Origin of the sequence: Pseudomonas sp. MSSRFD41 (genome assembly GCF_014230245.1) — a bacterium.
Lineage (GTDB): Bacteria > Pseudomonadota > Gammaproteobacteria > Pseudomonadales > Pseudomonadaceae > Aquipseudomonas > Aquipseudomonas piscis.
Window position 1 is genome coordinate 410,223 of the sequence record NZ_JACKZK010000002.1, and the last position, 22,300, is coordinate 432,522.

Genomic DNA, 22,300 nt, shown 5'->3' on the forward strand with positions numbered 1-22,300 from the left:
CGTCAATGGGCGTGAGTCTTTGCCGGCTAGTCGATCACCCGGCCTTTCAGGGCGAAGAGTCCTTGTGGGCGTTTCTGGATGAACAGGATGATCAACCCCAGGATCAGAATCTTGCCCAGCACGGCGCCGATCGCCGGTTCGAGGATCTTGTTGGCGATCCCCAGGCCGAAGGCCGCCAGGATGCTGCCGGCCAGCTGCCCGACGCCGCCTGCCACCACCACCAGGAACGAGTCGATGATGTAGCCCTGGCCCAGCTCCGGGCCGACGTTGCCGATCTGGCTCAGGGCCACGCCACCCAGGCCGGCGATGCCCGAGCCCAGGCCGAAGGCGAGCATGTCCACTCGGCCGGTGGGCACCCCGCAGCAGGCGGCCATATTGCGGTTCTGGGTCACCGCGCGCACGTTCAGCCCCAGCCGGGTCCGGTTCAGTAGCAGCCAGGTCAGCAGCACCACGGCCAGGGCGAAACCGATGATTGCCAGGCGGTTGTAGGGCAGCACCAGGTTGGGCAGTACCTGGATACCGCCGGAGAGCCAGGCCGGGTTCGCGACTTCGACGTTCTGCGCGCCGAACAACAGGCGCACCAGCTGGATCAGGATCAGGCTGATGCCCCAGGTCGCCAGCAGGGTCTCCAGCGGGCGGCCATAGAGATGGCGGATCACCGTGCGCTCCAGGGCCATGCCGATGCCGGCGGTGACCAGGAACGCTACCGGCAGGGCCAGCAATGGGTAGTACTCCATGGCCTGGGGCAGGTAGCGCTGCAACAGCGATTGCACCACGTAGGTGGCGTAGGCGCCGAGCATCAGCATTTCGCCGTGGGCCATGTTGATCACCCCCAGGAGGCCGAAGGTGATCGCCAGGCCCAGGGCCGCCAGCAACAGGATCGAACCCAGGGACAGGCCGCTGAAGGCCTGGCCGAGCACCTCGCCCGCCAGCAGCTTGCGCTTGACCTGGGCCAGGCTGGTTTGCGCGGCGGTGCGCACGCCGGCGTCGCTCTCCGCCCCCGCTTCCAGCAGGCCTTCGAGGCGGGTGCGGGCCAGTGGTTCGCCGCTCTCGCCCAGCAGGCGTACCGCGGCCAGGCGCACGGCCGGCTCGCGGTCCGCCAGTTGCAGGTTGGCCAGGGCCAGGCCCAGGGCGTCGTGTACGCCTGGGTCCCGCTCGGCGGCCAGCCGTGTGTCGAGGAACTTCAACTGCGCCGGCTTGGCGCTCTTCTGCAATTGTCGGGCACCGGCCAGGCGGGTGCCGGGGTCAGCGGCCAGCAGTTGGTGGCTGGCCAGGGCGGTATCGACCAAGCCGCGCAGGCGGTTGTTCAAGCGCAGGGGCTTGGTTGCCCCGGCGATGTTCAACTGGCCTTGCTGCATGGCGCCGAGCAGTTCGATGCGCGCCGGGTCGGGCTGTGCGGCCCAGGTTTCCAAGAGCCGGGCCTGCTCGCCGGAATTGCCGGCGACGAAGTCTTCGGCATCCCCGGCATGGGCGGCGAGCGGCAGCAGCAGGAGGCAGGCCATAAGCAGACGATAAAGCGACATTGTCACGTCCTTGAATACGACAGAGAACCTTGTAGGAGCAGGGGGCGCCGAGCCCTTGCCCGCGATGGCGATCGTCGGGTCGACAACGTACTTCTTGAGGACGCTATCGCGAGCAAACTGCGCTCCTACAGATGGGGGCGGCGGTCAGTTGCTCTTCACCGCGTAGTCCGGCTTCTTGTCGTTGCCCGGGATGTAGGGGCTCCAGGGCTGGGCGCGGACCGGGCCCGCGGTCTGCCAGACCACGTTGAACTGACCGTCGGGCTGGATCTCGCCGATCATCACCGGCTTGTGCAGGTGGTGGTTGCTCGGGTCCATGGTCAGGGTGTAGCCCGAGGGCGCGGCGAAGGTCTGTCCGGCCAGGGCCTCGCGGACCTTGTCGACATCGGTGGACTTGGCCTTCTCCACGGCCTGGGCCCACATGTGGATGCCCACGTAGGTGGCCTCCATCGGGTCGTTGGTCACCGCCTTGTCGGCCCCCGGCAGGTTCTTGGCCTTGGCGTAGGCCTTCCAGGCCGCGACGAACTTCTGGTTCACCGGGTTATCCACCGACTCGAAGTAGTTCCAGGCGGCGAGGTTGCCCACCAGCGGCTTGGTGTCGATGCCGCGCAGTTCTTCCTCGCCCACCGAGAAGGCCACCACCGGCACCTCGGTGGCCTTCAGGCCCTGGTTGGCCAACTCCTTGTAGAAGGGCACGTTGGAGTCGCCGTTGACCGTGGAGATCACCGCGGTCTTGCCGCCGGCGGCGAACTTCTTGATGCTGGCGACGATGGTCTGGTAGTCGCTATGGCCGAACGGGGTGTAGACCTCTTCGATGTCCTTGTCGGCCACGCCCTTGGCGTGCAGGAAGGAGCGCAGGATCTTGTTGGTGGTGCGTGGGTAGACGTAGTCGGTGCCCAGCAGGAAGAAGCGCTTGGCGCTGCCGCCGTCTTCGCTCATCAGGTACTCCACCGCCGGGATCGCCTGCTGGTTCGGCGCCGCGCCGGTGTAGAACACGTTGGGCGACATTTCCTCGCCCTCGTATTGCACCGGATAGAACAAGAGGCCGTTGAGTTCCTCGAACACCGGCAGCACCGATTTGCGCGAGACCGAAGTCCAGCAGCCGAACACCACCGCCACCTTGTCCTGGCTCAGCAACTGCCGGCCCTTCTCGGCGAACAGCGGCCAGTTGGAGGCCGGGTCCACCACTACCGCTTCCAGTTGCTTGCCGTTGACCCCACCCTTGGCGTTGATCTCGTCGATGGTCATCAGGGCCATGTCCTTGAGCGAGGTCTCGGAGATCGCCATGGTGCCCGACAGCGAATGCAGGATGCCCACCTTGATGGTCTCGGCGGCCTGGACGGTCCAGGTCAGGCCCATGGCGGCAAGAGCGGTCGAGAGGGTGAAAGCCTTGAGCAAGCTACGACGCTTCATTGTGCGATCTCCGTGAACTCTTGGATTTTTTTAAGAGGCAGATGCGAACCAGTGAAGGGTGTTTTGCAAGGGCTGTGCCGGGTTGGCCAAGGCATGGAAACGTTGCCCCCACGGCGTGGGGGAGCCGGCTTGGCGCACCATTGCGGGGCCAGGTGGAGCCTTTGGTGCGGACGAATGCGCTTGGTTGGTGCCGGGTTGGAGGCAACCCGGCATGGCTTTTCTGTAGGAGCGAGCGGGCGGCGATCCGACTTGCCCGCGATGGCGGCGCATCAGGTACACCGCTATCGCGGGCAAGCCTCGCCCTACAAATACAAAGGACCTCAGCGTCGGCGCATCAGGCCGATGAAGAACAAGCCGCCGATGGCCGCGGTGGCCACGCCGATGGGCAGGTCCTCGGGGGCGATCAGGGTTCGCGCGGCGACGTCCACCCACACCAGGAACAGGCTGCCCAGCAGCACGCAGGCCGGCAGCAGCCGACGGTGTTCGGCACCCACCAGGCGCCGGGCGATGTGCGGCACCATCAGCCCGACGAAGCCGATGGAACCGCTGATGGACACCAGCACCCCGGTCATCAGCGAGGCGATCAGGAACACCTTCAGGCGCACGTTGCGCGCGTTCAGGCCCAGGGTCACGGCGGTCTGCTCGCCGGCCATCAGGGCGTTCAATGGCCGGGCCATGCCCAGCAGCAACAGCAACCCGAGCAGCACGCTGATCGCGGGAATCGCCAGCAGCTCCCAGCGCGCCAGGCCCAGGCCGCCGAGCATCCAGAACATCACCGCCGAGCTGGCCCGGTGGTCGCCCATGAACAGCAGCAGGTTGGCCACCGCCATCATCACGAACGACACCGCCACCCCGCACAGCAGCAGGCGGTCGCTGTCCAGGCGACCGCTGCGGGCGGCTATGCCCAGCACCAGGAGCATGCTCGCCACGGCGCCGATGAAGGCGGCCAGGGGCAGGGTCAACAGGCCAATGACCTGCCCCACGTGCAGGACCACGATCACCGCGCCGAGGGTGGCGCCGGAGGTGACGCCCAGCAGGTGCGGGTCGGCCAGCGGGTTGCGGGTCACCGCTTGCAGCACTGCGCCGATCAGCGCCAGCCCGGCGCCCACCAGCGCTCCCAGGAGCATGCGCGGCACGCGGATCAGCCAGACGATATGTTCCTGGCCGGGGCTCCAGTCCACCTCGCCCAGGCCCAGGGTCTTGTGCAACAGGATGCGGCCCACCACGTCCACCGGCACCCGCGCCGGACCGAAGCCCAGGGACAGCACGCAAGAGGCCAGGAGCAGGCCGGCCAGGGTCAAGAGCAGCCAGCTGTAGCGACGTGTAGTCATTCGCCGTGGAAACCCTTGGCCAGGGTTTCCACCGCCAGCACGTTGTCGATGCCCGGGGTGGCCTGCACATAGGGGATGACGATGAAGCGCTGGTTCTTGATGGCGTCGACGCCTTGCAGCGCCGGGTTGTCCAGCAGGAACCGCTGCTTCTGCTCGGCGGTGACTTCGCTGTAGTCGACGATGACGATCACTTGCGGGTTGCGCTCCACCACGGTCTCCCAGTTGACCCGGGTCCAGCTGGCCTCGACGTCGTCGAGGATGTTGCGCCCGCCGGCGGCGTCGATCAGCGCCTGGGGCATGCCCAGGCGGCCGGAGGTCATGGCCCGGTCTTCACCGCTGTCGTAGAGGAACACCCGGGGTTTTTCCGCGGGCAGGTCCTGTTGCACCTGGGCCACCTGCTCCTGCATCTGGGCGATCAGGGCATTGGCGCGATCCTGCACGTCGAAGATCCGGCCGAGGTTGCGCAGGTCGTTGTAGGTATCGTCGAGGCTGGCGGCCGGGCGCTTCATCACGAACGCGCAGGACTCGGTCAGCTCATAGACATTGATGCCCAGGGGCGCCAGGGTCTGCGGGGTCAGGTCGCCGCCCACGCGCATGCCGTAGTCCCAGCCGGCGAACAGGAAGTCGACGTTGGCATTGAGCAGGGTCTCCACCGACGGGTACTTGGCCGCCAGCTCCGGCAGGCCGTCCAGCAGGACGCTCATCTGTGGGGTCACGGCCTTCCAGCCACTGACTCCGCTGTAGCCCACCATGCGCGATTTGAGGCCCAGGGCGAGCATCATCTGGGTCATGTTGATGTCGTGGCTCAGGGCATGCTTGGGCGCTTGCTTGAAGGTCACTTCGCGGTTGCAACTGGCGAGGGTCAATGGGTAGCGGGTGGCCTCGGCGAAGGCCTGGGCGGCCCCCAGTGACAGGGCCAGGAGCAGGCTGGAGCGAAGCAGGGAGCGCAAGGTCATGGTTGGGTGATCCAGGTGATTCGTGGGTAGCCGGACAGGGGGTGGGCATCGATCAGCGCCTCGACGCCGAAGACGTTGCGCAGCAACTCGACGGTGAGCACTTCGCGGGGAGTGCCGCTGGCGACGATGCGTCCGTGGTCGAGGACGTACAGGCGGTCGCAGAAGGCCGCGGCCAGGTTCAGGTCGTGGATGCTGGCCAGGGTGCCGATGCCCAGGCGCTTGACCCGTTGCAGCAGTTCCAGCTGGTAGCGCGGGTCGAGGTGGTTGGTCGGCTCGTCGAGGATCAGCAACTGCGGTTGCTGGGCCAGGGCCCGAGCCAGGATCACCCGTTGTTTTTCCCCGCCCGAGAGGGTCGCGAAGGCATGCTCCTCGAAGCCCAGCAGGCCTACGGACTCCAGGGCCTCGCGGGCGATGGCGCGGTCGTGCCGGGTGTCGCCGTCGAACAGGCCCTTGTGCGGGGTGCGGCCCATGGCGACCACTTCCTGCACGGTGAGGCCGAAGGCATCGGGAAACTCCTGGAGCACCACGGCGATGCGTTGTGCGCACCAGCGTGGCGACTGCTTCCAGACATTCTGATGGGCCAGTTGCACCTCGCCCTGCTGCGGCTTGCTGAAGCGATAGGCGCAGCGCAGCAGGCTGGTCTTGCCGCTGCCATTGGGCCCGATCAGGCCGACGAACTCCCCGGCCTGCACGTGCAGGTTGGCCTCACGCAGTTGGAACTGGTGGTGGCAGTGGCCCTGGCCCAGGGGGCTCCAGGCCAGGTCGAGGAGGTTCAGCGAGGTCATGCCTTGTCCGTGTGGTTGCCGGTGGTCCCGCCAGGGGTCAGAAGCGATAGTCGGCGGTGACGAAGAACGAGCGCGGTTCGCCGAGTATCCATTGCTGGCCGTCATTGTATTGGCTTTGGGCGTACTGGCGGTCGAACAGATTGTTCAATTGCAGGCCCAGGGTGGTATTGCGCAAGGCTTGCCACGAGAGGTTGGCGTCCACCACGGTGTAGCTGGGCAGCTGGTTGCGGTTGGCCATGTCGGCGTAGCGCGCATCGACGTAGCGCACCCCGGCGCCGGCCCGCAGGTCGTCGTTGATGGCCTTGCTCAGCCACAGGTTGGCGGTGCGCCGTGGCACGTCCACCGGGCGCTTGCCATCGCGGGAGACTGGCTGGTCATCCACCATCTGGGTGAAGTCATCGTACTGGGCGCGAACAATGGCGGCGTTGGCCTGCACTTGCCAGGCGCGGGGCAATTGCAGGTCCAGGCTGGCCTCCAGGCCATTGGAGGATTGCTGGCCTACTTGATCCTTGCGGGGTGCAGCTCCGGCAACTTGAGGCACATCTATCAGCAGCTTCTTCTTGACGATGTGGTAGGCCGCCAGGGTCCATTCGCCGCGCTGGTCCCAGAACGCCTGCTTGAGACCGACCTCGGTCTGCTTGGCGGTGGACAGGTCGAATTGCTGCTGATCCGGACTCAGGGAAATCAGCCCGCCGACACCGTCGGTGCTGGTGGAGTACTGGCCATAGAGGGAGGTGTCCGGGGTGACGGCGAATACCAGGCCGGCCTTCCAGTTGTTGCCGGTCAGGGTCTTGTCGCTCTGGCTGCCGTCCTTCAAGTCATCGCGATCGATATGCGCATAGTCGCGGCGCACGCCGGTCACCAGGGACCAGCGCTCGCTGAGTTGCAGGCGGTTTTCAGCGAAGACCGACATCTGCCGGGTGGTGGTCTTGAATTGGTCGCGGTAGGGGCTGTTGCTGGCGAACTCGCCTTTGGCCGGATGGTAGACGTCTACCGGTTGACCATTGGCAAAGCTGTCGTTGAAGGGCGAATTGCTCTTCATATGGAAGCGGATGCGGTTGTAGTCCATGCCGACCAGGGTCTGGCTGTCGAGGCCGAACAGAGAGTGCTTGAGGGTGAAGGTCTGGCGGTCGCCTACCTGTTCCTGCTGGTGGCCGATACCGAAGTAGCCGCTGCGGCTCAGTTGCCGGTCCGCCGTGCTCCAGTTGTAGTTCTCGGCGTTCTGCCAGCGGCGCTGGGCCTTGAGGTAGTACAGCTCGTTGCTGGCGCTGAGGTTGTCGGAAATCTGCCACTCGCTGGTCAGGCGGGTCCACTGGTCGTTGTAGTGCTGCTTGTCGTTGCTGACGTTGTAGTTCTTGTCCCGCAGGCGCTTGTGCAAGCGCCCGTCGATCAGTGGCGTGCCGAAGTCGTTCATCGGGTTCTGGTCGCCGTAGTCGTGGGCCAGGGTGAAGGCCAGGTCATCGCAGGCCTGCCAGCGCAGGGCGGCGCTGACGAAATCCCCCGAGGAATCGCCACGGTCGACCCAGCCGTTGCTGCGCTCGCGATTGAGGTTGAGCCGGTAGCTCAGGCTGTCGCTCAGCGAACCGCCACTGTCCAGGGCCTGTTGCTGGCGATCGAAGGAACCGTAGCCCAGGCGCAGGTGGTTCTCGATCTCGCCACTGAAGGGCTTCTTGGGGAGGGTGTTGATCACCGCGCCAGTGGCGCCTTCGCCGTACAGCACCGAGGCCGGGCCGCGCAATACGTCGACCCGTTCCACGGCCCAGCTGTTCACCGGAAAGGTCACGGTGCCCATGCCGGTGTACATGCGGTTGCCATCGTAGAGTTGCATCACCGAACTCTGCCCGGTGAAGCCCCGGGCCGACAACGAGGTGCCGCCATCACCCGGGGTGCCGGTGCGGCTGATGCCGGCGCTGCGCGATACCGCGTCCTGGATGCTGCGATCGCCCCGGGCGCGAATGCGCTCGCCACTCAGGCTGTCGGTGCTGGCCGGGGTTTCCAGGGCGCTCAGGCCCAAGCGTGAGCCGGCGGTGGTCGGGGTCTTCAGGCTGATGCTGTCGTCGCTGTCGTTGGCTGCGGCAGAGATAGTGCCGGTGGGCAGGGTCAGGGCGGTATCGCCGGCCTGGGACAGGGACGGTAGGGCGAGCAGGCAGAAAGTGGACAGCAGGTACTTGTTCATCGGGACGCAGGATCGCTTCTTCCAGAGGGTGTCCGCAGCGGCGAGGCTGCGGACAGGATCTTACATGCAGCGTTATAAAGTAACATTATAAATCCGCACGACTGAAGCGGCGAAATTCTACAGGGCGCTCTGCAACGCGCATCTCGCCGGCTTCATGTTGAAGATGAGGCGGATTCAGGACCCCGGGCCAAGCGCGAAAGCACCAGGCGATCCAGCAGCCACACCACCACCAGCGAGGCGCCGACCAGGGGGAACGCCAGGGCCAGCAGGGCGATGACCAGCATTGCGGTTTTCCAGCGTGGCAAATCGTGGCGCAGCGGCGGAACCCCGAGACGGCCGGCGGGGCGACGCTGCCACCACATGACGATGCCGCTCACCGCACCGAGCAGGATCATCAGGCACACCACCAGCACCACCAGCTGGTTGACGCGGCCGAACATCTTGCCCTCATGCAACATCACTCCCAGCTCGGTGGCTCGGGCCACATTGCTGTAGTGCTGCCAGCGCACATCGGCCAGGACCTTGCCGGTGTACTGGTCGACATGCAGGGTGGCGTCGTTGCGCGGGTCGTCGGCGAACAGGGCGATGGTGAACACCCCGGTGGCGCTGCTGGGCAGGGTGATGCTGTAGCCGGGCTCGACCTGGCGCTGGCGCGCGATGTCCTGGACCTGTTGCAGGCTGATGGCTGGGGCTGCCGGGGCCGCTGCGGCCATGGCCTGGCCCATGTGCTCGGCATGGTCGCCGGACATCGGCATCGGCGTGTTCTCCAGGGCCCAGGGCACGGTCTGGCGGGTGGCGCTGTTGAGCTCGCCGGCCTGCTGGTCGGAGGTCGGTACGTCGTTCCACATGGCCGCCGGGAAGCGGTTCCATAGGTCGGCGTACTGCTTGCCCCAGAAGCCGGTCCAGGTCATGCCGCTGAGTAGCATCAACAGCAGGAAGGCCGCGCCCCAGAACCCCAGCACGCCATGCAGGTCGCGCCAGAACAGCCGGCCCCTTGCGTTCAGGCGTGGCCAGAGCACGCCTGCCGAAGACTTGCCCCGTGGCCACCACAGGTACAGGCCCGAGACCACCAGGACGATGCCCCAGCTGGCCGCCAGCTCCACCAGCCGGTCGCCGACGGTGCCGATCATCAGCTCGCCGTGAATGGCCCGGGCCACCGCCTGCAGGTTGCGCTTGGCATCCTGCTCGCCAAGCACGTCGCCATGGTAGGGGTCGATGAAGACGTTGAGTTCCTGGCCTTTGTGCTGCACCACGAACTGGGCGCTGCGCCCGGCATCCACAGGTGGCAGGTACTGCTTGATTCGGCCCTGGGGATAGGCCGCCTGGACCCGTTGCAGTAGCTGGTCGGCCGCCAGGCTGTGCTGCCCGGCGGGGACCTTGAGCAAGCTGGGGTACATCAGTGGATCGAGTTGCGGTTTGAACAGGTAGACGATGCCGGTCAGGGCCAGCATCACCATGAAAGGGGCGACGAACAGCCCGGCGTAGAAATGCCAGCGCCAGGCCAGGTTGTAGAAAGACACTTTGGGTCGGTTCATCGGCAAGCGCTCCGCAAGGTTGTGGATCTGTCGTTATGGGTGGCACCTGAAACCACTGCTGAAGGCCCTGGGGGCCTTGTCGCAGCCTCGCCCGCTCGGCAGCGGCTACAGGTGCCTGGTGTAGCCGCTGCCGCAGGCTGCGTACGGTCGCGCAGCGGCCGCAACGGTTCGTCAGAAGCTCAGGTCGACCTTGGTCCAGAAGGTGCGGCCGGGTTCCTTGATGGCTTGTGGATCAGTGGCCGGGTAGCCGAAGCCGGCGTTGCCCGCCAGGTTCAGGTGCTCGGCGTAGGCCTTGCCGAACAGGTTGTCGACCCCGGTGCTGAGCTTGAGGTTCTTGTTGATGCGGTAGGCGCCGTTGAGCGAGAACACGCCGAAGCCGCCGCTCTGGCCGAAGTCCTTGCCGACCACGTTGCCCTTGTTCAGGTCGACGCGGTTCTGCGCCGCCACCACCCGCCACAAGGCGCCGGCGCTCCAGTCGTCCTCGCTGTAGGTCAGGCCCAAGCGCGCATCCAGCGGTGGCATCTGCGGCAGGGCCTTGCCATCGCTGCTGTTCTTGCCCCAGGCGTAGGCCAGGGTGGCATCGGCCTTCCAGTTCGAGGTCAGCTTGTAGGCCGCGCCCAGTTCGCCGCCCATGATCCGGGCGTCGATGTTCTCGGCCCGGGACGTGCTCATGCCCATCATCTTCGAGTTGTAGTCGAAGAGGATGTAGTCCCGTACCTGGCCGATGTAGCCCGAAGCCCAGGCCTCCAGGTCGGCGCCCTGGTACTGCAGGCCGAAATCGAGCTGGGTGGTTTTTTCCGGCTTGATCGAGTCAAAAGCGTTCAACGAGCCGGCCGGGCCCATCTTCGGCGAGAACAATTCCCAGTAGTCGGGGAAGCGCTGGGCGTGGCCGAGACCGGCGTACAAGGTGGTCGGACTGTCGGCCAGGTCATGCTCGTAACGCACGAAGCCGCTGGGCAGGGTGTCGGCCCGCGTGTCGCCGGCGGTGGGGTTGGGGCGGCTCATCATTCCCGACTTGATGCTCTGCCGGTAGTCCTTGGCCGAGGCCCGGTCGAGGCGGGCGCCGGTGATCAGCCGGTCGCGCTCGGCGGCGTACCAGGTCAGCTCGCCGAAGGCGCCATAGTTGTGGAAGTCGGCGTCCTTGGCCCAGGGCTGGCCCTTGTGCGCATCCACGCCCATGCCGCCGCGCTGGCGGTGTTCGTTGGTCTGGGCATCGATGCCGCCGATCAACTGCACATCGGCCCAGCGCCAGGTGGCCTTGATCCGCGCCCCGAGAGTGCGGCGGTCGACGTTGCTGACCATGGGCTTGCCCATCATGCCGCTGCCCGACGGGGTGCGCAGGCTGTAGTTGTCCATCACGTGATCGGCGTAGTTGTAGTAGACCTGGGCCTCGACCTTATCCAGGACCTCGCCGATGTTGGATTTCTCGAACCGCAGGCCCAGGCTCTCGCGCTTGAACTGCGAGCCATCCATGCCGCGACCGGCGTAGCGGGCCTCGCCGTCGCCCTTGCCGGCAGTCAGCTCCAGCAGGGTGTCGGCGTCCGGGGTCCAGCCCAGGGCGACATCGCCGTTCCACTTGTCGTAGCGCGAGGCCACGGTGTCGTTGTTACCGTCCTTGTAGTCGTCGGAGTGGGCGGTGTTGCCGATCACCCGGACATAACCCAGGGGGCCGCCGGCAGCCGCGTCCAGGGTCTTGTCGAAGCGGCCGTTGGAGCCGGCCAGCAGGCTGGCGTTGACCCGGGTGCCGAGTTCGCCGAAGTGCTCGGGCTCACGGTCGAAGAGCACGGTGCCGGCGGAGGCACCGGGGCCCCAGAGCACGGTCTGCGGGCCCTTGATCACGGTCAGCCGGTCGTAGGTTTCCGGGGAAATGTAGGAGGTCGGGGCGTCCATGCGACCAGGGCAGGCACCGAGCATCATGCTGCCGTTGGTGAGGATGTTCAGCCGTGAGCCGAACATGCCGCGCAGCACCGGGTCGCCGTTGGTGCCGCCGTTGCGCACCAGGGCGAAGCCGGGAATGGTCTTGAGATAGTCGCCGCCATCGCTGGCCGGCACCGGTTGGCGTGGGTCCTTGGGGTTGGTGACCACGGTCAGGGGCGAGCTGGGGGCGATGGCGGTGATCACCGTCGGGCTCAGCTCGGTGCTGTGGTGGGCGTGTTCGGCCGAAGCCTCGTCGGCCACGGCCAGGGGCGCCAGCAGGGCACCACACAGCACCGCCAGGGCACGGTTGAAGTGCTGGCGCGACGGGTTCAGGGCAAAAGGCTTGGATGGCTGGGCAACGCCCAGGCGCGAGTCAGCAGAAAACATAATGGTTCCATCGATCGGTCTTGAATGACACGGCCGCGAGCGCACGCCTGTCGTGCTGACAGCCGGCCGTGTGGAGTGAGCAGGTGACTCAGGCGTCGATCGGCGGAGCGCGGGTCAGGGCGCCGGGGAACACGGTCTGCCGGGCGTGGCCCAGGCGCGTGGTGGGGACCAGGAAAGGCTGGGCCAGCGGTGCATCGAGCTGGGCGAATGACAGCCCTGACGGCAGTGCCGGGCAGTTGAACAGCAGGCTGCAATAACCGCATTTCTCCCAGAGCACATGCTGCTCGCCCTGGGGTTTGGCGGGGTGCGAAGCGTGTGGGTTATCGCCGTGGCAGCCGGACACGCCGCTGCCCATGTCCATGGATACGGACATGTCCATCGGCATCGCGTGATCCATCGGCATCGACTGGGAAATCAGCGGACCGATGAAGATCATCAGCATGGCGAACAGGCTGATCCAGCTGCCGCGCCGCACTCCGATGGAGGGACGGCGCGCGGCGGACCGCCTGCGGCCAGGCGCGAGCGGGGCGTTCACGGATGGGACCGGCGGTCAGTGTTTAGTGAGCGTGCTGATGCTCTTGCGCAGCGCCGGGTGCCTGCTTCTGCACGGCGACCTCGACGGTGACGTCGCCGGCCTTTTCGAAGTGCAGGGTCAGCGGGAAGCGCTTGCCATCGCTGAGCAGGCTGCGGTCCTTGAGCTCCATGAGCATCACGTGATAGCTCATGGGCGCGAATCGCACTTCGCCGCCGGCGGGCACGGCCACCTTGGCCACCTGCTGCATCTTCATCATGTCGCCCTGCATCACATGCTCATGCAGTTCGGCGCGACCGGCGATCGGCGTCTCGACGCTGAGCAGGGTGTCGGCGCTCTTGCCCGGGTTGTGCAGCACGAAATAGGCGGCGACGGTCGGCGCGTTCGGCGGCAGTTCCTGCGACCAGGGATGGTCGATCTGCAATTGGCCGGCCTTGTATTCATGGGCGCTGGCGAAGCTGGCAGGCAACAGCAGGGCGGCCAGCAGCAGGGTGTGCTTGACCAGGGAAGACTTGAGCATGGTGGTTCTCCAGAACGATTCAAAAACGCAGGTCACTTGCGAAAGGGAATCATGCCAGAGGCGGTGCACCGGGATTCAGGCTGGGCCATTGCTGGCGCGGGGTGAGTTGTTCGAGCGGTGGTTGCGGGGCGCCCGGCTGGGCGATGAAGCGGGTGAAGTACAGCTGCGGCGCATGGCCAGGCAGGGCCACCAGGGGCGCCGAGCCGGAGCAGCACCAGCAATGCTGCATGTTCGAGTGATCGTCGTCCTGCGGGGCTTTTTGTTCGAGCTTGCCCAGGGAGATGGCGATCATCTTGGTGCCGCTGGAGGAACAGAAACTGCCCCATAGCAGTTGTTCGTCCAGCCCCTGGTCGCTGTTCTGCATGGCCCCGGAAAGCGGCATGGCAAGCATGTTGAACAGCACTGCGAAGCAGGCGATCCAGGCAAATGCGAGCCGTTGTCGGGACATGGTGACGATCCGTCGGTTGAGCGATCAGGCGGGTATTTAGCCTGATCGCTGTGGATAAGTAAAAAAACAACGTGTGCGGTGTGGTGTCGCAGTGCTGGCTCAGGCCGGGCTGACCTGGAGCTTGAGTCCCAGCGCCTTCATCACCTTGATGATAGTCGCGAACTCGGGATTGCCCTGGCTGCCCAGCGCCTTGTACAGGCTTTCGCGGCCCAGGCCGGTGTCCCGGGCTATCTGGGTCATGCCCCGGGCGCGGGCGATGTCGTTGAGGGCGGCGCGGATCAGCACGCCATCGCCGGCATCTTCCTCGAAGCAGGCATCGAGGTAGGCCACCATGTCCTGCGGGGTCTTGAGGTAGTCGGCCGCATCGAAGCGGGTCACTGGGGTGCGCATGTTTCAGTCCTCGCTCTTGAGGTCGTGAGCCCGTTGCCGGGCTCGTTGGATGTCGCGACTCTGGGTGCTCTTGTCGCCACCGATCAACAACAGGTAGATCCGTTCGCCTCGCCGTGAAAAGTACACCCGGTAGCCGGGCCCACGGTGGATACGCATCTCATGGACTCCCCCTCCTATTGATACACAGTCGCCGAACCGCCCTAGTTGCGCTGCCCTGATCCGGGCCAGTACACGGGTCTTCCCCTGAGGGTCCTTGAGGCGAGTGAGCCAGTGGCTGAACTCCTGGGTTTGCTCGAAGACGAACATGGCGACTGTATTCCTTGGGATACGCCCCTGGCAACTCATTTGCCAGATGAAAGGCAACGCTGCGACGACCGGGCGTGCAGCCGGTCGTTGCTGAGCTCCCAAGAAAGTTAAGGCAGGAGACTGGCGGGCACAGCCAGGGCGTTCCCAGGTTGAGGTGAGGCGCGGCGCTTTCGGCGGTCAGGCGCTAGACAGCCGCTCGAGGGCGGCCAGGAGCTGGGGCACTTCGGTAAAATGGCGATCGACCTCGGGCAGGTCGGGGCGCTTGAGTATCAACACCGGTACTCCCCGTTCACGGGCCACTTCCAGCTTGGGTTCGGTGGCGCTGCTGCCGCTGTTCTTGCTGATCAGCACATCGATGCGCCGGCGCGCGAACAGTTCGCGCTCGTCGTCGATCTGGAACGGGCCGCGGGCGCCGATCACTTCGCAGCGCTCGTTGCCCGGGCAGGCTTCCAGGGCGCGCAGGGTCCAGAACTGGCTGGCGGGAATCTCCTCCAGATGCTGCAAGGGTTCGCGCCCCAGAGTGAACAGCGGTCGCTGGAACGGTTCGAGGGCTTGCATCAGTTGTGGCCAGTCGGCCACCTCGCGCCAGTCGTCCCCGGGCTGCGCTTGCCAGGCCGGGCGGCGCAGGGCCCAGCAGGGAATGCCGGCGAGCCGGGCGGCGGCCTGGGCATTGGCGCTGATCTGCGCGGCATAGGGGTGAGTGGCATCCAGTAGCAGAGTGATGTTCTGGGCGCGAATGAACTGCGCCAGGCCCTCGGCTCCGCCATAGCCACCGACCCGCACCTGGCAGGCCAGGTCCGTGGGCACCCGGCCGATGCCGGCCAGGCTGTAGACATGTTCCGGCCCCAGGGTGCGGGCGATGGCCAGGGCCTCGGTGACCCCACCCAGCAGCAGGATGCGGCTCATGGCTGGGCTCCGGCATGGCCGACGATGCCGCCCTGGCGGTCGATGGCGAAGACTTCCACCTGGACCTGGGCCGGTACCACGCTGCGGGCGAAGTCCAGGGCGTGGCGGCACACCGCATCGCCCAGGGCGACTCCGGCGGCGCTGGCCAGGGCCAGTGCCTGCTGGCTGGTATTGGCCTGGCGGATGGCCTCTTGCAGCGGTTGGTCGGCACCGATTTCGGCGGCCCATTGCGCCAGCTGCGGCAGGTCGATGCTGGAGTGGCGGCTGTGCAGGTCCATGTGCCCGGCGGCCAGCTTGCTGATCTTGCCGAAGCCGCCGCACAGACTGAGTTTATCCACAGGGGCCTTGCGCAGGTGCTTGAGAACCGCGCCGACGAAGTCGCCCATTTCGATCAGGGCGATTTCCGGCAGGTCGTAGACCCGGCGCATGGTGTCTTCGCTGGCGTTGCCGGTGCAGGCGGCGACGTGCCGGTAGCCGTTGCTCCTGGCGACATCGATGCCCTGGTGGATCGAGGCGATGTAGGCCGCGCAGGAAAACGGCCGGACGATGCCACTGGTGCCCAGGATCGACAGCCCGCCGAGAATCCCCAGGCGCGGGTTCATGGTCTTCTGCGCCAGGGCCTCGCCGCCCTCGACGTTCACCGTGACTTCGAAGCCGCCGCTGTAGGCCTGCTCCTCGGCCAGGCGTTGCAGGTGCTCGCTGATCATCCGTCGCGGCACCGGGTTGATCGCCGGTTCGCCCACCGCCAGGACCAGCCCGGGGCGGGTCACGGTGCCGACCCCGGCCCCGGCGACGAAGCGAATACCCGGCTCAGGGGTCAGGCGCACCTGGGAGTAGAGCAGGGCGCCATGGGTCACGTCCGGGTCGTCGCCGGCATCCTTGATGGTCCCGGCTTCCGCACCGTCGGCGGTGCGCCGGCAGAACTCCAGGCGCATCCGCACCTCCTTGCCCTTGGGCAGGACGATATCCACCGCATCGGCCTCGACGTTGCCCAGCAGCAGGCGGGCGGCCGCGAGGCTGGTGGCGGTGGCGCAACTGCCGGTGGTCAGGCCGCTGCGCAGTGGAGCGGGCTGTTCGGCGGTTTCCTCACGCATGGGGCGCGTCCATGGATGGCGTGTAGGCTGGGTCCTGGGGTTTGTGCAGTTCCAGCAGGGTGATGGGCAGGGCCTGGCGCCAGGTGTCGAACTCGCCCAGCGGCTGGGCCTGGGCCACATGGATGCGAGTCAGCTCGCCGCCGTGGCGCTGGCGCCAGTCCATCAGGGTCATCTCGCTTTGCAGGGTCACCGCATTGGCCACCAGGCGGCCGCCGGGCTTGAGCCGTTCCCAGCAGGTGGCGAGCACGCCGTCGCGGGTCACGCCGCCGCCGATGAAGATCGCGTCCGGACGCTCCAGGCCAGCCAGGGCCTGGGGCGCGCTGCCACGGATCAGTTGCAACCCGGGAACGCCCAAGGTGTCGCGGTTATGTTCGATCAGTTGCTGGCGGCCCGCGTCGGCCTCGATGGCCAGGGCGCGGCAACTGGGGTGGGCGCGCATCCACTCGATGCCAATCGAGCCGCTGCCGGCGCCGACATCCCACAACAACTCGCCGGGCATCGGGGCCAGGCGGGCCAGGGTCATGGCGCGCACGTCGCGCTTGGTCAGCTGGCCGTCATGGGCAAAGGCCGCGTCCGGCAGGCCGGCCAGGCGCGACAGGCGGGGTGCGTCGGGGCGGGCGCGGCAGTCGATGGCCAGCAGGTTGAGGTCGGCGATGGGCGGGTCTTGCCAGTCGTCGGCGGTGCCGTCGACACGCCGCTCCAGCGGGCCACCCAGGTGTTCCAGGACGCTGATCCGGCTCGGGCCGAAGCCGCGTTCGCGCAGCAGGCCGGCCACCGCCGCCGGGCTGTGGCGGTCATTGCTCAGCACCAGCAGGCGCAGGCCGTTGGCCAACTGCGCGTTGAGTGCGGCCAATGGCCGCGCCACCAGCGACAGGCTGACCACTTCCTGCAGCGACCAGCCCAGGCGCGCGGCGGCCAGGGCGCAGGAGGAGGGCGCGGGCAAGATCAGCAGTTCTTCGGCGGGCAGCTGCCGCGCCAGGCTGGCGCCGACGCCGAAGAACATCGGGTCGCCGCTGGCCAGCACACACACCGCGGTACCACGCTGGGCGAGCACCGGCTCCAGGGAAAACGGGCTGGGCCACGGCTGGCGTTCGCCACGGATGCAAGCCGGCAGCAGCTCCAGCTGACGTTGCCCGCCGACGATCCGCGAAGCGCCCAACAGGGCATGGCGGGCATTGCGACCCAGGCCCTTGAAGCCGTCTTCACCGATTCCCACTACTGTCAGCCAGGGCGACATGGATATTCCTCGAACACAAAAGCCAGGGTTCCGACAGGCAGGCTTTTCATGCCTTCGGACAAAGCAGGCATAATACCGCGCCTTCGCCCGCGAAGCGTTTTTCCCACACTGCCGGTCACCCCTTTGAACCCACGTCCGCTGTCCACTGCCATCCGTCCCTCGGCCTGTCCGGGGTTGTTGCGTATCGTCCCGGCCCTGGACGGCGGTATCTGCCGGATCAAGCTGGCCGGCGGGGTCATCAGTGCGGCCCAGGCCGTGGCCGTGGCCGAGGCAGCGCAGCTGTTCGCCGGCGGGGTGATCGAGGCCACCAACCGCGCCAACCTGCAGATCCGTGGCATCGGCGGCGAGCACCAGGCGCTGATCGCCAAGCTGCTGGAGGCAGGCCTGGGGCCGACCACGGCGGCCGGCGACGATGTGCGCAACCTGATGCTCAGCCCCAGCGCCGGTATCGACCGCCAGTGCCTGGTCGATACCCGGCCCCTGGCGGCGCAGATCCTGCACACCCTGCAAGGTCATCCACGGTTCCACGAGTTGTCGCCCAAGTTCGCCGTGCAACTGGACGGTGGCGAGGACCTGGCCATGCTCCAGCATCATCACGACTTGTGGCTGGCAGCTTGCGAGCGCGAGGGCCAGCGGTTGCTGGCCTTCGGCCTGGCTGGTTGCCTGGCGGATGCGCCGCTGGCGGCGGTGCCGCTGGAGCAGGGCCATGACCTGCTGGTGGCGGTGCTGGAGGCGTTCCTCGACCTGGCGAGCCCCGAGCAGACCCGTATGCGGCACTTGCTGGCCCAGGTGCCGGTGGCGGAATTTCTGCTCCAGGTGCGACAGCGCCTGGGCGGCCCGCTGCTGAGCGTCGATGGCTGGCGCCGGCCGGCGGTAGCCGAGGGCTTGCACCTGGGAACTTATCCACAGGCCGTGGCCGGGCGGGTCTATGTCGGTGCGGTCGCGCCCCTGGGGCGGCTCGACCCGGGCATGCTCAAGGGGGCCGCGCAACTGGCCCAGCGCTATGGCGATTCCAGCCTGCGCCTGACGCCTTGGCAGAGTCTGCTGCTGCCCGAAATTGCCGTGGCGGATGCTCCGGCGGTCACCGCTGGCCTGGCCGAACTGGGCCTGCTCTGCCGCCCCGAGCAGGCCCTGGCCCACTTGATCGCCTGCACCGGCTCCAGCGGTTGCGCCAAGGCCCAGGCCGACACCAAGGGCGATGCGCTGCGCCTGGCGGCCTTGTTGCAGGCCCAGGGGCAACAGGCGGCGGTACACCTTTCTGGCTGCCTGCGCACGTGCGCTGCGGCCCATGTGGCGCCCACCACCCTGCTGGCGGTGGCCCCGGGACGCTACGACTTGTATGTGCGCGACGCCACGCAGCCGGGGTTCGGCAGGCTGCGCGCGCGCAACCTTTCTATAGAAGCGGCACAAGCGCTGCTTGATGTCCGCCAACGGAGCCACCTTGATGATTGATTACATCCGCGACGGTCAGGAGATCTATCGCAACTCCTTCGCGATCATCCGCGAAGAAGCCAGGCTAGAACGCATTCCGGCCGACCTGGAAAAACTCGCGGTACGGGTGATCCACGCCTGCGGCATGGTCGAGGCCATCGATGGCCTGCAGTTTTCCGAGGGCGCCGGCAAGGCCGGGCGCGAGGCCCTGGCTGCTGGGGCGCCGATCCTCTGCGATGCGCGGATGGTGTCCGAAGGCATCACCCGGGCACGGCTGCCGGCCAACAACCCGGTAATCTGCACCCTGCGTGACGAGAGTGTGCCGCAGCTGGCCCGGGAGCTGGGCAACACCCGTTCGGCGGTGGCCCTGGAACTGTGGCGGCCCTACCTGGAAGGCAGCGTGGTGGTGATCGGCAATGCCCCCACCGCGCTGTTCTACCTGTTGGAAATGCTCGACGCTGGCGCACCTAAGCCAGCGCTGATCCTTGGCTTCCCGGTGGGTTTCGTCGGCGCTGCCGAATCCAAGGCGATGCTGGCCGCCGACAGCCGTGGCGTGCCGTTCGTGATCATGCAAGGCCGCCTGGGCGGCAGTGCCATGGCCGCCGCCGCCGTCAACGCCCTGGCCACGGAGATCGAATGATGCAGCAACCTGGACGTTTGATCGGCCTCGGCGTGGGCCCTGGTGATCCGGAACTGATTACCCTCAAGGCCCTGCGCCTGCTGCGCGAGTCGCCGGTGGTGGCCTACTTCGTCGCCAAGGGGAAAAAGGGCAATGCCTTCGGCATCATCGAAGCGCACCTGCAAGAGGCGCAGACCCTGCTGCCGCTGGTCTACCCGGTGACCACCGAAGCGCTGCCGGCGCCGCTGTCCTATGAGCAGGTGATCAGCGATTTCTACGACGAAGCCAGCGTGCAAGTGGCCGAGCACCTGGATGCCGGCCGCGATGTGGCGGTGATCTGCGAGGGCGACCCGTTCTTCTACGGCTCCTACATGTACCTGCACGACCGCCTGGCCGAGCGCTACCAGGCCGAAGTGGTGCCGGGGGTCTGCTCGATGCTCGGCGGCGCCTCGGTGCTGGGGGCGCCGCTGGTGTATCGCAACCAGAGCCTGTCGGTGCTGTCCGGGGTGCTGCCCCATGAGGAGCTCAAGCGCCGCCTGGCCGATGCCGACGCGGCAGTGGTGATGAAGCTGGGGCGCAATTTCCCCAAGGTCCGCCAGGTCCTGGATGAGCTGGGGCTGGCGCAGCGGGCGCTGTATGTCGAGCGCGCGACCATGGCCAACCAGAAGATCGTGCCCCTGGACGAGGTGGAGCCGATGTCGTCGCCGTACTTCTCGTTGATCATCGTTCCCGGACAAAGGTGGCAAGGCTGATGGCGCGTTCGATTCCGGCCATCGTCATCCTTGGCCAAGGCAGCCTCGATACCGCGCGGCGGATCCAGCGCCTGTACCCCGATGCCCTGGTCTACGGCCTGGCCGAGCGCACCACGGGCGCCGACCGCAGTTACCAGGGGTTCGGCGCGACCCTGCGCCAGCTCTATCAACAAGACACGCCGATCATCGCCCTGTGCGCCGCCGGCATCGTGATCCGCACCCTGGCGCCGCTGCTGCTGGAGAAGGGCGCCGAGCCGCCGGTACTGGCAGTGGCCGAGGACGGCAGCGCGGTGGTGCCATTGCTGGGCGGCCTGGGTGGGGTCAACGTCATGGCGCGGGAAATCGCTGCCGGCCTGGGCGTAGCAGCAGCCATCACCACCAGTGGCGAGCTGCGCTTCGGCACCTGTCTGCTCAATCCACCCAGCGGCTATGCCCTGGGCGACCTGGAGCTGGGCAAGCGCTTCGTCTCCGACCTGCTGGGCGGTGAAAGCGTGCGCATCGAAGGCGCCGCGCCCTGGCTGGCCGAGGCCCGCTTGCCGGAAGATCGCGAAGCTCGGTTGACCATCCGGGTCGGTTCCGCCGAGCGCGAGCCCACCGCCAACGAACTGCTGATCTACCCGCGCAGTGTCCTCATCGCACTCACCTGCAGGAACGAGCTGGCTCGCGATAGCGGCCCCGAGTTGGCCGAGCATCTGCGGGCCGCTCTGCACCAGGCCGGGATCGCTCGCCAATCCGTCGCTTGCCTGCTGGCCGCCGCCAGTGAAATGGCCAGCCCGGCCTTGCGTGAAGCCGCCGCCGAGCTGGGGGTGCCGCTGCGTTTTGCTCCGGCGGCCAGCAGCGCGGCGGAGCTGGCGCAACAAGCGGTGCCGCAATTGCTGCCGCCCCTCAGTGTGGGCGAGGACATTGCCATCGCCGTGGCCAGCCAGCCCCTGGACCCGCAGCGGATCGGCCAGCCCCGTGGTCGCCTGGCCGTGATCGGCCTGGGGCCGGGCGCCGCCGAACTGATGGTGCCGGCGGTCAAGGCCGAACTGGCCCGGGCCCAGGACATCCTCGGCTACGAAACCTATGTGCGCATGGCCGGCCCGTTCCGCGCCGACCAGGTCATGCACTGCACCGACAACCGCGAGGAAATGCAGCGTGCCCGCCACGCCTTCGAGCTGGCGGCCCAGGGCCGTTCGGTGGTGGTGGTGTCTTCCGGTGATCCGGGTGTCTTTGCCATGGCCGCGGCGGTGCTCGAAGCGCTGCATGAGTCCAGCGACCCGGGCTGGCACAACGTCGACCTGGAGATCCTGCCCGGGGTGTCTGCCTCCCTGGCCACCGCCGCCCAGGCGGGCGCGCCACTGGGCCACGACTTCTGCGTGTTGTCGCTGTCGGACAACCTCAAGCCCTGGGAGATCATCGAGAAGCGCCTGGACCTGGCCTCCCAGGCCGATCTGGCTTTGGCGTTCTATAACCCGATTTCGCGTTCGCGGCCGTGGCAATTGGGGCGGGCGCTGGAGATTGTGCGTCAGCACCGGACGCCGCAGACGCCGGTGGTGCTGGGGCGGGACATCGGGCGGCCGGGGCAGACCCTGCGGGTCATTACCCTGGGCGCCTTGACGCCGGAACAGGTGGATATGCGGACCATGGTGTTGGTGGGATCGTCCACTACGTGCGTGTTCCCTAAAGCCGAAGGGGGGGAGTGGGTGTATACGCCTCGTTGGTATGGCGAGAAGCCGTAGGCCTGCGCTGCCACGGTAGGGCACGCTTTTGTAGGAGCGAGCGGGCGGCGATCCGACTTGCCCGCGATGGCGCCCGTTCTGGCGCTGCATGTTTTGGACGGTGTACATATCCGTTGCTGCGGTAACGGCGGCTTACGGTTCCGCCCTTACGGCGGGTCACTTTTGGCAAACGCCCGGAATGCCGGCCCAGCCAAAAGTAACCAAAAGGTCTTGCCCCTAGCGTACGGCCCTCGCTCCGGCGCCCATCAGGGGGCCATCGCCGCCGGCGATGTCCTCGACTGCGTCGAGGGGCGCTACGCGCCATCCCCCTGATGAACACCTCCA

The 22,300-nt window shown here is 67.0% G+C and carries 20 protein-coding genes; 4 read left to right on the forward strand and 16 right to left on the reverse strand.

All coding sequences use genetic code 11. The features are described from left to right. Window positions 1–26 precede the first annotated feature (26 nt). From urtB to cbiE, 16 genes are all read right to left on the reverse strand, one after another. Window positions 27–1,529, reverse strand: a complete 1,503-nt coding sequence (urtB, locus tag H7A76_RS05490; RefSeq protein WP_185697561.1) for an urea ABC transporter permease subunit UrtB — start codon at window positions 1,527–1,529, stop codon at window positions 27–29. Window positions 1,530–1,667: 138 nt separating this feature from the next. Further along, complete coding sequence (urtA, locus tag H7A76_RS05495) at window positions 1,668–2,933, reverse strand: urea ABC transporter substrate-binding protein (protein ID WP_185697562.1); 1,266 nt, start codon at window positions 2,931–2,933, stop codon at window positions 1,668–1,670. A 320-nt stretch (window positions 2,934–3,253) separates the two neighbouring features. Then, a complete protein-coding gene (locus H7A76_RS05500) occupies window positions 3,254–4,264 on the reverse strand; it encodes an iron ABC transporter permease (RefSeq protein ID WP_185697563.1) in 1,011 nt (336 codons plus the stop codon). Continuing rightward, window positions 4,261–5,220 (reverse strand): ABC transporter substrate-binding protein, encoded by a 960-nt coding sequence (locus H7A76_RS05505; RefSeq protein ID WP_185697564.1) that lies wholly within the window; start codon window positions 5,218–5,220, stop codon window positions 4,261–4,263. Before H7A76_RS05505 ends, H7A76_RS05500 begins: the two co-directional genes overlap by 4 nt. After that, window positions 5,217–6,005: an ABC transporter ATP-binding protein gene (locus H7A76_RS05510; protein WP_185697565.1), complete on the reverse strand. Its 789-nt coding sequence runs from the start codon at window positions 6,003–6,005 to the stop codon at window positions 5,217–5,219. The genes H7A76_RS05505 and H7A76_RS05510 overlap by 4 nt, the downstream gene beginning before the upstream one ends. Before the next feature lie 37 nt (window positions 6,006–6,042). Next, window positions 6,043–8,181 (reverse strand): TonB-dependent siderophore receptor, encoded by a 2,139-nt coding sequence (locus tag H7A76_RS05515; RefSeq protein ID WP_185697566.1) that lies wholly within the window; start codon window positions 8,179–8,181, stop codon window positions 6,043–6,045. A gap of 152 nt (window positions 8,182–8,333) precedes the next feature. After that, the gene (locus H7A76_RS05520) at window positions 8,334–9,716 is read right to left on the reverse strand and encodes a PepSY domain-containing protein (protein WP_185697567.1); all 1,383 of its coding nucleotides are present in this window, start codon (window positions 9,714–9,716) and stop codon (window positions 8,334–8,336) included. Window positions 9,717–9,887: 171 nt separating this feature from the next. Continuing rightward, window positions 9,888–12,020, reverse strand: a complete 2,133-nt coding sequence (locus tag H7A76_RS05525; protein ID WP_185697568.1) for a TonB-dependent copper receptor — start codon at window positions 12,018–12,020, stop codon at window positions 9,888–9,890. Window positions 12,021–12,108: 88 nt separating this feature from the next. Beyond that, entirely contained in the window at window positions 12,109–12,462 is a 354-nt protein-coding gene (locus H7A76_RS05530; RefSeq protein WP_409519180.1) for a DUF2946 domain-containing protein, read from the reverse strand. Window positions 12,463–12,577: 115 nt separating this feature from the next. Then, window positions 12,578–13,072, reverse strand: coding sequence for a copper chaperone PCu(A)C (locus tag H7A76_RS05535; protein WP_409298334.1), 495 nt, complete (start codon window positions 13,070–13,072; stop codon window positions 12,578–12,580). A gap of 49 nt (window positions 13,073–13,121) precedes the next feature. Continuing rightward, window positions 13,122–13,520 (reverse strand): DUF2946 domain-containing protein, encoded by a 399-nt coding sequence (locus H7A76_RS05540; protein WP_022642041.1) that lies wholly within the window; start codon window positions 13,518–13,520, stop codon window positions 13,122–13,124. Window positions 13,521–13,619: 99 nt separating this feature from the next. Continuing rightward, complete coding sequence (locus H7A76_RS05545) at window positions 13,620–13,910, reverse strand: addiction module antidote protein (RefSeq protein WP_124345642.1); 291 nt, start codon at window positions 13,908–13,910, stop codon at window positions 13,620–13,622. 3 nt (window positions 13,911–13,913) lie between these two features. Then, window positions 13,914–14,216, reverse strand: coding sequence for a type II toxin-antitoxin system RelE/ParE family toxin (locus H7A76_RS05550; protein WP_185697569.1), 303 nt, complete (start codon window positions 14,214–14,216; stop codon window positions 13,914–13,916). 177 nt (window positions 14,217–14,393) lie between these two features. Beyond that, entirely contained in the window at window positions 14,394–15,122 is a 729-nt protein-coding gene (locus H7A76_RS05555; protein ID WP_185697570.1) for a cobalt-precorrin-6A reductase, read from the reverse strand. Then, entirely contained in the window at window positions 15,119–16,216 is a 1,098-nt protein-coding gene (locus H7A76_RS05560) for a cobalt-precorrin-5B (C(1))-methyltransferase (protein WP_185697571.1), read from the reverse strand. The genes H7A76_RS05555 and H7A76_RS05560 overlap by 4 nt, the downstream gene beginning before the upstream one ends. Continuing rightward, a complete protein-coding gene (gene cbiE / locus H7A76_RS05565; RefSeq protein ID WP_185697572.1) occupies window positions 16,209–17,453 on the reverse strand; it encodes a precorrin-6y C5,15-methyltransferase (decarboxylating) subunit CbiE in 1,245 nt (414 codons plus the stop codon). Before cbiE ends, H7A76_RS05560 begins: the two co-directional genes overlap by 8 nt. 48 nt (window positions 17,454–17,501) lie before the next feature. Here cbiE and cobG point away from each other — a divergent pair, with 48 nt between their 5' ends. From cobG to cobJ, 4 genes are read left to right on the forward strand one after another with little or no spacing between them, the layout of a single operon-like run. Continuing rightward, complete coding sequence (cobG, locus tag H7A76_RS05570) at window positions 17,502–18,905, forward strand: precorrin-3B synthase (RefSeq protein WP_185697573.1); 1,404 nt, start codon at window positions 17,502–17,504, stop codon at window positions 18,903–18,905. After that, on the forward strand, window positions 18,898–19,524 hold the full coding sequence (locus H7A76_RS05575) for a precorrin-8X methylmutase (protein ID WP_185697574.1): 627 nt from the start codon (window positions 18,898–18,900) through the stop codon (window positions 19,522–19,524). The genes cobG and H7A76_RS05575 overlap by 8 nt, the downstream gene beginning before the upstream one ends. Beyond that, entirely contained in the window at window positions 19,524–20,255 is a 732-nt protein-coding gene (locus tag H7A76_RS05580) for a precorrin-2 C(20)-methyltransferase (RefSeq protein ID WP_031320795.1), read from the forward strand. The genes H7A76_RS05575 and H7A76_RS05580 overlap by 1 nt, the downstream gene beginning before the upstream one ends. Next, entirely contained in the window at window positions 20,255–21,976 is a 1,722-nt protein-coding gene (cobJ, locus tag H7A76_RS05585; protein ID WP_185697575.1) for a precorrin-3B C(17)-methyltransferase, read from the forward strand. The genes H7A76_RS05580 and cobJ overlap by 1 nt, the downstream gene beginning before the upstream one ends. Window positions 21,977–22,300 lie beyond the last annotated feature (324 nt).